At 40.9% G+C, this 14766-nt stretch carries 12 protein-coding genes; 4 read left to right on the top strand and 8 right to left on the bottom strand.

Annotated elements, in window-relative coordinates:
• Positions 1-87 precede the first annotated feature (87 nt).
• Both JWQ54_RS22485 and JWQ54_RS22490 read right to left on the bottom strand, forming a co-directional pair.
• Positions 88-834: a class I SAM-dependent methyltransferase gene (locus JWQ54_RS22485; RefSeq protein ID WP_299589664.1), complete on the bottom strand. Its 747-nt coding sequence runs from the start codon at positions 832-834 to the stop codon at positions 88-90.
• 288 nt (positions 835-1122) lie between these two features.
• Entirely contained in the window at positions 1123-1626 is a 504-nt protein-coding gene (locus tag JWQ54_RS22490; RefSeq protein ID WP_299589666.1) for a serine acetyltransferase, read from the bottom strand.
• Positions 1627-1849: 223 nt separating this feature from the next.
• Here JWQ54_RS22490 and JWQ54_RS22495 point away from each other — a divergent pair, with 223 nt between their 5' ends.
• From JWQ54_RS22495 to JWQ54_RS22505, 3 genes are all read left to right on the top strand, one after another.
• Positions 1850-3118, top strand: a complete 1269-nt coding sequence (locus JWQ54_RS22495) for a glycosyltransferase family 4 protein (RefSeq protein ID WP_299589668.1) — start codon at positions 1850-1852, stop codon at positions 3116-3118.
• Positions 3115-3873, top strand: coding sequence for a glycosyltransferase family 2 protein (locus tag JWQ54_RS22500; RefSeq protein WP_299589671.1), 759 nt, complete (start codon positions 3115-3117; stop codon positions 3871-3873). Before JWQ54_RS22495 ends, JWQ54_RS22500 begins: the two co-directional genes overlap by 4 nt.
• Before the next feature lie 153 nt (positions 3874-4026).
• Positions 4027-5364 carry a hypothetical protein gene (locus tag JWQ54_RS22505; protein ID WP_299589673.1) on the top strand — a complete coding sequence of 446 codons (1338 nt, stop codon included), beginning with the start codon at positions 4027-4029 and terminating at the stop codon, positions 5362-5364.
• An 8-nt stretch (positions 5365-5372) separates the two neighbouring features.
• On the opposite strand, the gene JWQ54_RS22510 is transcribed toward JWQ54_RS22505, so the two are convergent.
• From JWQ54_RS22510 to uvrB, 6 genes are all read right to left on the bottom strand, one after another.
• Complete coding sequence (locus JWQ54_RS22510; RefSeq protein ID WP_299589675.1) at positions 5373-5561, bottom strand: DUF433 domain-containing protein; 189 nt, start codon at positions 5559-5561, stop codon at positions 5373-5375.
• A 90-nt stretch (positions 5562-5651) separates the two neighbouring features.
• Positions 5652-8180 carry a hypothetical protein gene (locus tag JWQ54_RS22515; protein ID WP_299589678.1) on the bottom strand — a complete coding sequence of 843 codons (2529 nt, stop codon included), beginning with the start codon at positions 8178-8180 and terminating at the stop codon, positions 5652-5654.
• Between the two features lie 123 nt (positions 8181-8303).
• Complete coding sequence (locus JWQ54_RS22520) at positions 8304-10769, bottom strand: YfhO family protein (RefSeq protein WP_299589680.1); 2466 nt, start codon at positions 10767-10769, stop codon at positions 8304-8306.
• A 91-nt stretch (positions 10770-10860) separates the two neighbouring features.
• Positions 10861-11139, bottom strand: a complete 279-nt coding sequence (locus JWQ54_RS22525) for a hypothetical protein (RefSeq protein WP_299589683.1) — start codon at positions 11137-11139, stop codon at positions 10861-10863.
• 3 nt (positions 11140-11142) lie between these two features.
• Complete coding sequence (locus JWQ54_RS22530) at positions 11143-11400, bottom strand: DUF4834 family protein (RefSeq protein WP_299589685.1); 258 nt, start codon at positions 11398-11400, stop codon at positions 11143-11145.
• A gap of 347 nt (positions 11401-11747) precedes the next feature.
• Entirely contained in the window at positions 11748-13772 is a 2025-nt protein-coding gene (gene uvrB / locus JWQ54_RS22535) for an excinuclease ABC subunit UvrB (RefSeq protein WP_299589687.1), read from the bottom strand.
• 244 nt (positions 13773-14016) lie between these two features.
• Here uvrB and upp point away from each other — a divergent pair, with 244 nt between their 5' ends.
• Complete coding sequence (gene upp, locus JWQ54_RS22540) at positions 14017-14661, top strand: uracil phosphoribosyltransferase (RefSeq protein WP_299589689.1); 645 nt, start codon at positions 14017-14019, stop codon at positions 14659-14661.
• The last annotated feature ends 105 nt before the right edge of the window (positions 14662-14766 follow it).

The raw sequence follows: 14766 nt of genomic DNA on the forward strand, positions 1-14766 counted from the left end.
TATTTTCTTATCAATTTTCCTGAGGCTGAAAGGGTCCAATAATACCAGCGCAGGGCAACGCCCTGCGATACACGGAACAGGAAAACGCTATTTCACCGCCTTCAAAACGATATATGGCGATAGAGATTTACTTTCCACAGGGATAATTTTGGTAGCTATTTTACCGGCCAGCCAAATAGTTTTAACCAGCGCTTTTACCAATCCGGTGCGTTCCGCTTTATTTTCAAGCCAAACGGTAAACCGTCCATGGTAATAAGCTTCAACCTCTTTTAAGCCCAGCTGTTTGCAGCTGTCGGTCAGCAATTGAAGGTCCATGCTGTTAATGTTGTGCTTATCGTAGTTTTCTTTGTCGAATTTGCGCTGCACCCAGCCGTTGACGCTTTTGAAATTTGGCAGGGTGATAAACAATACGCCGCCGGGCTTTAAAAACTGCAGATGGGTTTCAATAATGGCTTTGGTATCGTTAAAGTGCTCTATCAACCCAAAAGAAAGCACCATGTCATAAAGCTTTTCGGGTTGATATTTAAAAAGATCAGCCTCAATAATATTGATATCACCTGGTTTCAGCCCATTTTTTTCAAGCAGCTGATTGATCAGGTCCTGATGAATGTAATAATCAAACAGCGTGGTATCCAGTTTTTGGTACTTTTTTAAATAGGTGGCATAATAACCGGGGAAGCCGCCCAGCTCAATAGCATTTGTAATGTTTTTTTTGGCGATCAGCTTAGCCAGTATATCGCCAAAAACGTAGTTTGGTTTTATATAAAATATCAGGCCCTTTCGCGATTCCCAAAAGGCCTTCCAGAATGAACGGTCGGTTAAATTTTGTTCCATTAATTATTTAATTCGATATCCGAATAAATTTATATTTCCTTTCCCCACCTCTTTCCGCCGCAGGCGGAAGAAAGGTCGACCATCCGCTGGCTAGCGGAGTCGTCAGGTGAGTCCTCGCCACAGGACATTAGCACCAGTGCATTTGCGTTAACGCCGCGCGTATATTTACCCACCTGGTCATTGCTTCGTTCGACCTGCCCTCCCTTCCGCAAGCGGGAAGGAGGGCGGAAGAAAGCTCCATCATATATACATTTCCCCTTCAAAAATCCACGTTTTGGCAGAGATAATTTATTTCTTCTCCAATATCCTCGCCGGGTTTCCCACAGCAATACAATCAGCAGGTAGATCCTTAACAACTACTGATCCTGCTCCAATTATTACATTATCACCAATAGTAACATCGCCTATAATACAAACATTAGCGCCAATATCTACATTATTACCTATTTGCGGGCAACCGCTGTAGCTGCCATCTGCCAGCTTTTTGTGGCCGATAGTTGTACCGTTCCTTAAAACACAGTTTTCACCTATAATAGTATCTTTATTAACTACCAGTGCCTGTCCGTGGTACAGCGATAAACCTTTGCCAATAGTTAATTTGCGCGGCAGCTCTATCCCCAAATGCCATTCCACAAAAAAGCGGTAGAGCATAAAATAAGGGAAGAATATGATTTTAGTGATGGTGTAGCGATTAAAAGCCATCACCAAACGAAACATAAACAAAACTAATTGTGCTTTAAAATTTTGCCGGTTGGCACTCCAATCCTGGAATAAATAAGCAAAAAAGTTCATTTTCTCTATGGTCGTTTTTGTTGATTGATGACAATGCACCAAAATTGCAGCTATTGTTCTTTCTTCGTGATCTCCGTGCCTCCTCAGCGTCTCTGTGGTTAATTCCCAACCGCAAAGTACATAAAGAGATACGTAAAGCAGCACCAAGGCTTTTCAATCCCTTTCAAAAGTAAAGTTTTCATTTAAGAATTGTTATAATTGCTGCGATAAATAGCGCCACCACATGAAAGTAACTTTAATAAATACTGCTGATGCCGGGGGTGGTGCACCTGCAGCCTGCATGCGTTTACTAAAAGCGCTTGAATTAAAGCAAGTTGATGTTAAATTACAGGTACAGGAGAAAAAGACCGGTGAGCCTCGTGTTAATAGTATTGGCGATAGCTTATTGGGAAAACTTAAAGTAAAGTTTAACTTTTTTTATGAGCGGCTGCCGTTCATCTGGTTTAAAGCGAGGGATAAATCAGTACGATTCGCGTTTTCAACTGCTAATGCAGGCACTGACATCAGCAATCAGCCCGATATTTTAAACGCTGATGTTTTACACCTGCACTGGACAAATGGTGGCTACCTATCCATAAAAAACTTAAAGCAGCTTTTTGAATCGGGCAAACCTATCGTGTGGACATTGCATGATATGTGGGCCTTTACCGGGGGCTGCCATTATTCAGGCGAATGTGACCATTTTATAAATCAATGCGGCAATTGCTGGATGCTGCGTAATCCCGGCGCTAATGATCTCTCCCATGCCGGATGGCTCCACAAAGCCAATATGCTTAAAGCTGCAAAAAATGTAGTTTTTGTAACCTGCAGCCACTGGCTGGCCGATGTGGCCCGCACAAGCTCTTTGTTGAAGGACTTTCGCATTGAAACTATCCCGAACCCGATAGACACTGAAATATTTTCAGCTAAAGACACTGCCGCTGCCCGGACCAAATGGGGCATCAATCCAAAATCAAAAATAATATTGTTCGGTGCTGCCAATATCATGGACCGGCGCAAAGGCATTTCCTACCTGGTTGATGCACTTAATGATTTGAAGAACAGTTACACAGACATGCAGAATATTGAGATAGTGATATTCGGTAAAAATAAATCTTTTGATGTAAGCCTTTTTCCTTTTAAAGTGTATGAGGTTGGTATCATTAGTTCGCAGGTCAGTATTGCAGAGCTTTACAGCCTCGCTGACGTGTTTGTTTCGCCAGCAATAGAAGACAACCTGCCCAATACAGTTATGGAAGCACTGGCCTGCTCAACGCCTGTGGTGGCCTTTAATACCGGCGGCATCCCTGATATGGTTGAACATTTACAAAACGGATACCTGGCTGAATTTAAATCAGCAACTGATTTTGCCGCAGGCATCCATTATGTGTTAAATCCGGAGCATAAAGAAAATCTTGCGGCAAAAGCACGCACCAAGGTGTTAAATACCTTCACCAACCAAATGGTAGCTGAACAATACATGGCTGTTTACCAATCAATATTAAAAAAATGACAGCCTTTGCACCTACCCTATCTGTAATAACCATCGTTTACAATAATGTAAAGGATATTGAGCGCACCACGCTTTCGGTCCTGAATCAAACCTATCCCAACATTGAATATATTGTGATTGATGGTAAATCGTCCGATGGCACCCTGCAAATTATTGAAAAATACAAAGACCGCATTGCCAGGTTGGTCAGCGAAAAGGACGAAGGCATTTACGATGCTATGAACAAGGGCCTTGCTGTTGCCACAGGAGATTACTTAATATTTATGAACTCGGGTGATGAGTTTTATGAGCCGGATACCGTTCAGCAAGTGTTCGCGACTGCACCTTATGCAGATATTTATTACGGCGAAACGGAAATGATCAATGATAAAGGAGAAATCCTGGGCCAGCGCCGTCATAAGGCCCCAAAGCAGTTTACCTGGCGCGATTTCAAATATGGCATGAGCGTAAGTCACCAGGCAATTTATATCCGCCGGTCATTAACCGGGCCTTATAACCGTAAATACAAGCTAAGCTCGGATATCGATTGGATCATCCGCGCAGCTAAAAAGGCAAAAACAATAGTCAATGTAAACCGGTATGTTGCCAAATACCTGGTTGGCGGCATGTCAAAAGCAAAACACCGCGAAAGCCTGCTGGAACGGTTTAATATTATGAAGCAATACTACGGCCTCATTCCTACCGTTTTAAATCACTTTGTCATCGCTTTTAATTTGGGCTGGTATTGGCTGAAGAATAGGCGGACGAATGACTGATTTAGGTTGAAAGGGTTGGAGTGGTTGTAAATGTTGTAGTTGTTAAAAATCTAATCTACTTATTGCAGAACAGAAAATAAAATAGAGCAGTACGTGTAATCCAAAGAAGTATACTCCGGAATAATAAATTATAATCTTACAAAACCTTACCCGATGTCCACATTCGAAATTGACAGGCAAACAATTGATGACCTGGGGATCTTTACGGAGGCCGGGAGCACAAACTCTGTTTTTTCTTTTTTCGATCATGTAAAAACCATCGGCGGCCGAAAAAAGTTAATGCAAATGATGGAAACGCCATCACCCGATATTAATGTTCTTACCTCGCGCCGCAACTGTATCCGATTTTTTTATGATAATCCCTTAATTTTCGATATCGACAAGCGAAGCCTTGACTTTATAGACCATTATCTTGGTTTTGGTGCAAAGCCTTTTAGTACCAATTATATAGATGCCGCTTTAAAAGGGTTGAACTACAAGTTTAATCCGGATAACAATTATTATGTAGTATCGCAGGGCTTGAATGATGTAATGAAGCTGCTGCGAATCTTATGGGGCGTTTATAAAGAACTATCCGGTAAAAAATGTCCCGTACATATCAACAGCATTGTTAATATCCTGGAAGAATTCCTGTTAAAGAAACCTGTTGAAAAGATAATATTTTTGGATGCTGATAAAGACCTCAATTATTTCCAGGTTGCCAATTATGATACGCTTTTCAGGAAAGAGGAGCTGCAGGCATTAAAGGAGGTGGTCAATATTGTTTATGAGCTGGATGTTTATATAGCAGTTGCCAAAGCAGCCAAAATACATGGCTTTTGCTTCCCGGAATATTATACGGATAGGGGGACTTTTGTAAGCATAACTGATCTGCACCATCCTGGTATTAATAATGCAGTTAAAAACAGCGCGGTTATTGAGCAGGAAAAAAACCTCATGTTTTTAACAGGGGCAAACATGGCGGGTAAGTCATCATTTTTAAAAGCGTTGAGCCTTTCCGTATATCTTGCGCATATTGGCTTCCCGGTTCCCGCAGGCAGCATGCAAACCAATGTATTTAACGGACTTATCACCACCATAAACCTATCTGATAATATTAGTAACGGTTACAGTCATTATTACAGCGAGATAAAAAGGGTAAAGGAAACCGCTTTAAAGATAGTTGAGCGCAATAACCTCTTTATAATTTTCGACGAGCTGTTCCGTGGGACCAATGTTAAAGATGCTTATGATGCGTCACTTGCTACCATTAACGCGCTATCCGCCATCAAAAACAGCGTGTTTTTAATTTCCACCCATATTGTTGAGATAGCATCTGCAATTAAACACTTGCCGAATATTTCTTTTAAATACTTCATTTCCCGTATAGATAATGGCAAGCCGGTTTTTGAATATAAAATAAAAGATGGCGTTTCTTCAGAAACCCTTGGCTTTTTTATATTTAAAAATGAGGGCATTTTGGAGATATTGGCAAAGGCAGCAAAGATTTGAGATTGTTACTAATAAGATAAAGCAGCCTGGATATCCTCCTTTTCTAACTCCGCGTGATCATTTATTATATTATCAAATGACATACCAGAAGCTATTAAATCAATAACTACTTCAACCGGCCAACGCATATGACGGATGCAGGCTTTGCCGTGGTAAATGTTTGTATCTATTGTAATTCTTTCCAGAAGATTATTCACAATGTCAATTTACAAATTATTAAAAATCTAACCTAAAACAAAAATAGCGATGAATCCTAAAACCCATCGCTATCTCTTATGTAAAAACCCTTACGCTTTCTTAGCCGGTGATTTTTTAGGTTCAGGTTCTGGTTTCTTAGGCTCTGACTTCATTTTCTTTACCCCTGAATAAGCAGCTCCGCCCAATGCCAGTATCAGCAATATTGAACCTGCAAGCGAAATCTTTTCGCCGGTGTAGTATGATGCCGGGTGAAAAACGAATTTAATTTCGTGGTTTCCTACAGGTATTTGTGCTGCACGTAAAACATAATCAGCACGGAAATATGGTTTTTCTACGCCATCTATCAGCATGGTCCAGCCTTTGTCATAATATATTTCAGAGAATACGGCAATTTTTGAGCTTGTAGCACCACTTTTATACACTAAAGTATCCGGGCTATAGCTTACCAGTTTAATAGTACCGCCGGTATCAGCATCCAATTGTTTTTCATCTATCAGCTTTTTATAACGCTGGTCAACAATGGCTTCCTCTTTTGGTGCAAAGCTGCTGATCGCCTGCATCTCCTGGTCCGCATTTTTTGCATATTTAAGGCTCTTAACAAACCATGCATGCCCGCAGGCAGACGGATTGGCCTGCATTGTTAAGTTTTGCGATTTATCTGTTGTAATAATGTATTTGGTATTCAGCATATCAAGCACATCATGATTTGGTGGATTTTGAATGATCTGGCCATCCATCAATTCGTCATATCTTTTTAAGCGCGCTGCAGAGTAGCCACCAATCGATTTATGGAAAAACGGATTAAAAGTATCCTGTTTCAAGGCTTCAAGCTGGGTAGCATCAAATACGCGGAAGTCGGGGTCAGTATCCCTTGCAATAAAGGTATCCACTTCGCGCGGTTTTACCTGGTTATCCAGCTTGTCAGCAAAGTTGGCTTCTTTCAAATAGCGTTTATCTATCTGCCACATATCAACCAAAATAAGTCCAAATAAAGCCAGTGATAATAAAGTAACACTCAGTTTTTGTTTGATGAATGCCCATACTATTCCAAAGGCTAGTGCAATAAATATTAACGAGCGGATGGCATCTGCACGTTCAAGGCTTATCCTGTCGGCAACAATAGCGTTTGCTACTGTGTTTGCCATTGCAGCATCACCCTTAAGGGCCTGGGAAAGATAAGTTATCCCTTGCTGAAAATCACTTGATTTAAAGCTTAAAATGAGCGTTGGCAATGCAATTAACATTAATAAAAGGCCACCAATTATATAAAGTGTAAGCTTTAGTTTTTTAAAGATAGCCTGCTTATCAGTAGTGTTGATAATTTCCTGTACACCTAAAAACGCAAGAATAGGGAAACAAATGCTGGTAACAGCAATTATTGACTCAACCGCGCGGAATTTGTTATAAAGCGGGAAATAGCTAAAAAACAGATCAGAAACATAAGGCCAATTGCGCCCGAAGGACAATAGTAAAGTTAATACCACTGTTGCTAAAATCCACCACTTTAACCTGCTTTTTACTATCAGCAAGCCGAACAAAAACAGGAAACAAATTACAGCGCCAAAATAAAACGGCCCACTGGTTGACGATTTTTCGCCCCAATAAGTAAAAAGGCCTGGAAAACTATTTGAAATTTGCTGTGCATAATTACCTGCCTGGTCCGCCGGCAAGCCTTTATCAATAAATACTTTTGCAACTGCAGAGTTTTGGTCTAGTGCGTCATTATGCGTAGCACCGCCATAAGCATTTGGCACTAAAAAAGTAAAACACTCACCCACTCCCTGGCTCCATTCATACGCATAAGTTTTATCAAGTCCGTTGCTTGGTTCCTTAGTATTTTTGGTTAAGTTCGATTGCCCCCTGTAGCTGTCTTTAGCATATTCAGCAGTGCTCCAAAGTAATGAAGCATTTATTGCCACCGCAAGCAATGCAGCCGCCGCCAAATAACCTAGTGATTTTAAAAAAGCCGGTGTAGTTTTTGCTTTAACAGCATGATACAATTCAATACCAACCAGTATAAGCAGGGCCAAAAACAGGTAATACGTCATCTGTAAATGGTTGGCCCTTATTTCCATAGCCAAAAAAAGCGCTGTTAATGCGGCACCGGTAAAATATTTACCCCTAAACGTTAGTATAATACTTGCCAATAAAGGTGCAAAAAAAGCAATTGCAAATGCCTGGTTTGAATGCCCTGCAACAAGCAGGATGATATTATAGGACGAAAATGCAAAGGCAAAAGCACCGGCTGCTGCCAGCCATGAGTTAAGCTTTAAAACTATAAATAAAAAGTAAGTGCCAAATAATAATATCAGTACTGTATCAATTGGGTTGGGGAATATTGTTTTTAGTGCAGAAACTACATGTGTAGTAATATTATCAGGATATGGTGCCCAGATCTGGAATACCGGCATCCCGCCAAAAATCTGGTTGGTCCATAAAATGGTAACGCCCTTTTCCCGGTAATCATTAATTTCTTTTTGGGTGGATTGGGCACCGGTTACGTCAACCTGTCCTAATGTTTTACCCTGGAATGCAGGTGTAAAATAAATAAAGCATATTACAAAGAATATTGCACCTACTAAAAAGTGAATGCCGTTCCGCTTAAACCAATTGTTCATCTAAGTTTTTTAAAAGGGATAATATTAATTCCTCAAAAATAGAAATTAGAATGAGAAAGTAAATTATAAGTTTTATTGAATTATTAAACGTTAAAACACACCTCAAATAATCAATCCTTGCTGTTAAACCGGCTCTTTTTTCTTCTTTCTTTCAGCATAAGCTGCACCGCCCAGTGCTAATATCAACAAAAAAGAACCTGCAAATGAAATTTTTTCCCCTGTATAATAGGATGCCGGGTGAAATATAAACTCCACTTTATGTTCCCCGGCCGGTATTATGGCTGCACGTAACAAATAATCAGCACGGAAATAAGGTTGCTCTTTCCCGTCTATTAGCATCGTCCATCCTTTATTATAATATATCTCCGAAAAAACGGCCAGCTGCGGTCTTGCAGGGGCGGTTTCATAAGTTAAATGGTCGGGGTTGTAGCTGGTTAATGTAATGGATTCCTCTGCCTTTTCAATGCGGTCAAAGTCTTTCCCTTCAATCATGGCTTTATATTGCTGGTCAACAATGGCTTCATCCTTTGGGTTAAAATTATCTAAGGCCTTCATTTCAGCATCGGCATTAGCAACATATCTAACTGTTTTTACAAACCAGGCATTCCCGCAGGCTGCCGGGTTGGCCATTACGGTTAAGTTTTTTGCAGTATCGGCATTGATAACGTATTTGGTGTTCAGCATATTCAAAACAGCCGGATTTATTTGTTTGCTGAACTGGTTATCTACCAGTTCGTCCAATCGCTTTAACCGCGCCGCCGAATAACCGCCTACTGATTTATGAAAATAGGGCGTAATAGCATCCTCCTTTAAATTCCGGGTAAGATCAATCACCCGGTAATCCGGATCCTTGTCGCGCCAAATCTGCTGGTCAACATAGCGGGGTTGGGGCTTCATTACGGCCTCCCTATCTACAAAATGGTCATTTTTAAGGTACCGCTTGTCTATCGTCCATAAATCAACCAGTATTAACACCAGGAATGCTAATGATAAGGCGGTAACATTTATTTTTTGCTTAATACCCACCCACAATATACCAAAGCCCAGCAGCAGGAATATGATTGAGCGGAGAGCATCCGCCCTGGCAATGGATATCCTGTCCTGTACCAGCGCATTGGCAATGTCATTAGCCAGCGGCGCATTTCCACCGGTAATACGGGCCGAAATGTTGCCGATAAGCTCCTGGTGCGAGCTTGATTTAAAGGAAAGCACGGCATCGGGCAATAGTGCCAGCAGCAAAGCTATGCCGCCCGTAATGTAAATAGCAATTTTAGCTTTTTTAAATAAGGTTGTTTTATCAGGGTTGGTGATAACTTCATTAACAGCCAGCAGGGCCAATACCGGCACGCACAGCATAGCCATTGCCAATATGGATTCAACCGCCCGGAATTTATTGTACAGCGGGAAGTAGTTAAAAAACAAATCGGATATAAAAGGGAAGTTTTTACCAAATGACAGCAGCATTGTTAATAAAACTGTAGCCAGCAGCCACCATTTTATCCTGTCTTTCACCACAAAAAGGCCCAATAGAAAAAGAAAGCATACCACAGCGCCAAAATACCAGGGTCCCTCGGTAAAAGTTTTTTCGCCCCAATAAAGCGGCAGATTTTGGGCCACCGCCTGGGCTTGTCCTGCATCAATACCCTTTTCACCCAGTATTTTGGCAATGTGCGAGTCGGCGGGATCTTCACTGCCTCCGGATGCGCCGCCATAAGCGTTGGGCACCAGGAAGGTAAATGTTTCGCCAACGCCTTCGCTAAACTCATAAGCATAATCGCGCGGCACACCGTTGCCCGGCTTTTTGTCGGTTTGGGTTAAGTTTGATTTGCCGCGGATGGAGTCGCCTGCATACTCGGCAGTGCTCCACAGCAGCGAAGCATTTACCAGCAGAGCCAGCAATGTTGCGCCTGCAATATAGCCGAGCGATTTAAAAAAGACGTCCGTGTTTTTGCTTTTTATTGCATGATAAAGTTCTATTACCAGCAATACAAGCAGCGCTAAAAGCAGGTAGTAGGTCATTTGGATATGATTGGCTTTTATCTCTATAGAGAGAAACAAAGCTAATAACGATGCCCCTAACAAATGTTTACCCCGCATCACCAGGATAATTGATGCAATAATGGGCGCAAATAAAGCTATTGCAAATTCCTGGTTGGCATGCCCTGCAGCTATATAAATAATGTTATATGATGAAAATGTAAAAGCCAGCGCGCCTGCCGCGGCCAGCCACGGATTTAGCTTTAAAACATTAAACAAAAAATACGATCCAAACAGTAGTAAAAAAACAATGTATATAGGGCTGGGGAAAGCAGAATCTAAAAAATTAACAATGCGAGTGGCAATACTACCAGGATATGGAGCCCATATTTGATAAGTTGGCATACCGCCAAGTATTTGATTGGTCCATAAAATGGTTGTATCCTTTGCCTTGTAATCATTAATTTCTTTTTGGGTTGATTGGGCGCGTGTCACATCATTTTGCCCCAATGTTTTACCCTGGAATGCAGGAGTAAAAAACAGAAAACTGATAGCTAAAAAAACTGCGGCAATTATAAAATGAATGCTGTTTCGCTTAAACCAATTGCCCATCTGTGTTTTTTAAAGGATATGTGTATCCCAAAAATAGAAATTAGAATGAGAAAGTAAATTATATGTTGCTGATTTATTGAGGCGCAGTTATTCACTGTAAAAAATAAACCATCAGGATAAGCACAGGGACACTAATTAAAAAGGCTATTTTATCAATTTTATTAAATATTTCGTAGTTTTTACGAATGGTAAAAAAATTATAAACAGCCAAAAAACCTATCACAACCCAAAAAAACCAGTGTAAATGATGATGATCTGAAAATAATGTATTGGCTGCAGCAACAACAATAAAATTTGTGATGATCAAAAGAATTGACTCAGGGGTATTATTATGCCGCCTTCTGCGCTTAAATACTTCGTCAGTTATCATCAATTATTTTATTTCTTCGTAATCAATAAATTCACCTTCTGAATCGGGCAGTTTATTTTTTTGGCCTTCCGGAATATAATCAACCTTCACCTTTGGATCGGGCTTTGCCTGGGTACGATAATTTTGCTGCTGATTTTGTTGTTGCTGAGCTTTATTTATTACACTTTGAAACAACATTGGCAGTACAAAGCGCGCTACAATCTTTATTATATATAATATAACAATTGCAATTAACAGGAAATCTAAGAGCCTAAATAACATCTTTTTAAAAATTAAGCCTACAAATATAATATTATAACGGCAAAATTGTTTTGTTATGATTTTGATTTGATGATGTGTTGATTTGATGATTTGAAGATTACAAATCCCATCCCGAATTTTGACTTGAAAATGTGTTGATTTGATGATTTGAAGATTGCAAATCCCAATCCCGAATTTTGATTTGAAAATGTGTTGATTTGATGATTTGAAGATTACAAATCCCAATCCCGAATTTTGATTTGAAGATGTGTTGATTTGAAGATTACAAATCCCAATCCCGAATTATATTCGAACATCGGCATATTTATCTATCAATTTTCAAATTTCCAAATCATCACATCTTCAAATCAAAATTTCTCCTCCATCATTTTTTCCAGTGCAAACATTTCATCGCGCAGCCTGGCGGCTAATAAAAAGTCCATATTTTTGGCGGCCGCAAGCATCTCTTTTTTTGTATTCTCGATAGATTTTTTAAGGTCGGGTTTGGTCATGTAGGCAACAATGGGATCGGCAGCCAATGAAACCATATCGGCTTCCACATAAGCTTTTTGAACGCCGCCTTTAAAGTCCATTACAGATGTTTGTTCCATTATTTCCTCACGAGACTTACCTATGGTTGTAGGCGTTATGCCGTGTTTGGTGTTATATGCTATCTGGATGTCGCGCCTGCGGTTGGTCTCATCCATAGTGATCTGCATCGAATCTGTAATTTTATCAGCGTACATAATTACCCTGCCCCTGTCATTACGTGCTGCACGACCAATAGTTTGGATCAGTGATTTCTCTGAACGCAAGAAGCCTTCTTTATCAGCGTCCAAAATGGCAACCAATGATACTTCGGGAAGGTCCAGTCCTTCCCGTAACAGGTTAATCCCTATCAGCACATCAAACTCACCAAGCCGCAATCCCCTCAAGATCTCCACACGTTCAAGCGTTTTTACTTCCGAGTGGATATAACGGCACTTAATCCCCAGTCTGTCCATATATTTTGCCAGCTCTTCACTCATGCGCTTGGTAAGCGTAGTCACCAGCACGCGATCGCCCATTTTTATGGTCTTGTCAACTTCCTCCAGCAGATCATCAACCTGGTTAATTACCGGCCGTACATCAATTACAGGGTCAAGCAAACCCGTAGGGCGGATCACCTGCTCAACCACTACGCCACCTGATTTTTCCAGTTCAAAATCGCCGGGAGTTGCACTAACATAGACCGTTTGTGGTGCCAGTTTTTCAAATTCCTGGAAATTTAGCGGACGGTTATCCAACGCTGCAGGCAGGCGGAAACCATAGTCAACCAACGAGATTTTCCGCGATCTGTCACCTCCATACATCGCCCTTATTTGCGGTACGGTAACGTGGCTCTCATCAATCACCATCAGGTAATCGTCAGGAAAATAATCAAGCAAACAGAATGGCCTTGCGCCTGGCTGGCGGCCATCAAAAAACCTGGAATAATTTTCAATGCCTGAGCAATAGCCCAGCTCGCGGATCATCTCCAGGTCGTAATTAACCCTTTCTTCCAGTCGTTTGGCTTCCAGGAAACGGCCATCGCCAATAAATTGCTTCTTTCGGGTTTCCAGCTCTTCCTGTATGGCCCAGATGGATTGGGTAAAACGCTCACGCGGTGCAACATACAAATTAGCCGGATAAAGGATCATATGTGTCATTTTTTCGACCGTCTTGCCCGTTGTAATATCAAAGCTGGTTAGTTCCTCAATATCATCTCCAAAAAATGAGATCCGGTAAGCATAATCCAAATAGGCGGGGAAAATATCCACCGTATCACCTTTAACCCTGAATGTTCCGCGTTTAAAATCAGCGGTGGTGCGTGAGTAAAGAATTTCGACCAACCGATGCAAAAAAGCATTCCGGCTAATGCGGGTACCAACTGCAAATTTAAAAACCGAATCCTTAAAATCTTCCGGGTTACCCATACCATAGATACACGATATAGACGAAACCACTATAACATCCCTCCTGCCCGACATTAGGGCCGAAGTGGTGCGCAAACGAAGTTTTTCAATTTCTTCGTTTATCTGCAGATCTTTTTCAATATAAGTATTGGTGGTAGGAATAAACGCTTCCGGCTGGTAATAATCGTAATAGGACACAAAGTAATTTACCGCATTCTCCGGGAAAAACTGCTTAAACTCTCCATATAATTGCGCGGCAAGCGTTTTATTATGACTTAATATTAATGTAGGTTTTTGCGTTTGCGCAATAACGTTAGCAATAGTAAATGTTTTACCCGATCCGGTAACCCCAAGCAGGGTTTGAAATGGATCGTTATTATTTACACCTTCAACCAGTTGCCTGATGGCTTCGGGCTGGTCGCCGGTGGGTCTGTATTGAGACGTGATGTTGAAATCCATAGTGTTATACAAAAATACTGATTTAGATGTGAGATATGAGATTCGAGACGTGAGATTTGACATTGGTTTTATTTTGGACGATAAATACAACCTCACCTCTAATTTTCATAATTCAATTATTGAACCAAAATTACCGGCATTAATGACAACCCTATGTCAACAACGTTTTATCAATATAATTTTCCTAAATTTATTGATAAATATATTTCTCACATCTCACTTCTAACATCTCAAATCTAAATACATGATCTTCATCCTGGATAAAACCAACACCATAGGCAACCAGTTTCTGGCCGAGCTGCGCGACGTTAATATTCAGCAGGATAAGATTCGTTTCAGGCGTAACCAGGAGAAGCTTGGCGGGATCCTGGCTTACGAGATCAGCAAAACATTACCCTATACAGAAAGAGAGGTACAAACACCTTTAGGTATAGCCAATATAAACATGCCTGATGAACAACCGGTTTTATGCGCCATTTTACGTGCCGGCTTACCCTTTCACCATGGTTTTATGCATTATTTTGACGATGCACCATCAGCATTTGTAACCGCCTATCGAAAGATAAAAAAGAACGGCACCTTTATTATTAATATTGATCATATCTCTGCCCCCGATCTGGATGGCAAAACCGTTATTATTTGCGATACAATGCTGGCCACCGGGCAGAGCATGGTGCAGGTTTGTAAAGAGCTGATGGCACAATACACCATAAAGGAACTTCACATTGCGGCCATTATTGCCAGTACAGAGGGTATAGTGCATGTTCGTGCTAATCTGCCCAAAGCTAAGTTATGGTTTTGTTCCGTTGATGAAGAAATGACCAGCAAGGCCTATATAGTCCCCGGGCTTGGTGATGCAGGGGATCTGGCGTTTGGGGAGAAAGTTTGAAGAATTTCGGAGTTCGGATGTTCGATTTCGGATTTTTAGGTAGCAAATTGTATTGGCCCGTATTGTAGGGACGAATTACATTCGGCCTTATTTTCATAATTCAAG

Origin of the sequence: Mucilaginibacter sp. (assembly GCF_028288225.1) — a bacterium.
GTDB lineage: Bacteria > Bacteroidota > Bacteroidia > Sphingobacteriales > Sphingobacteriaceae > Mucilaginibacter.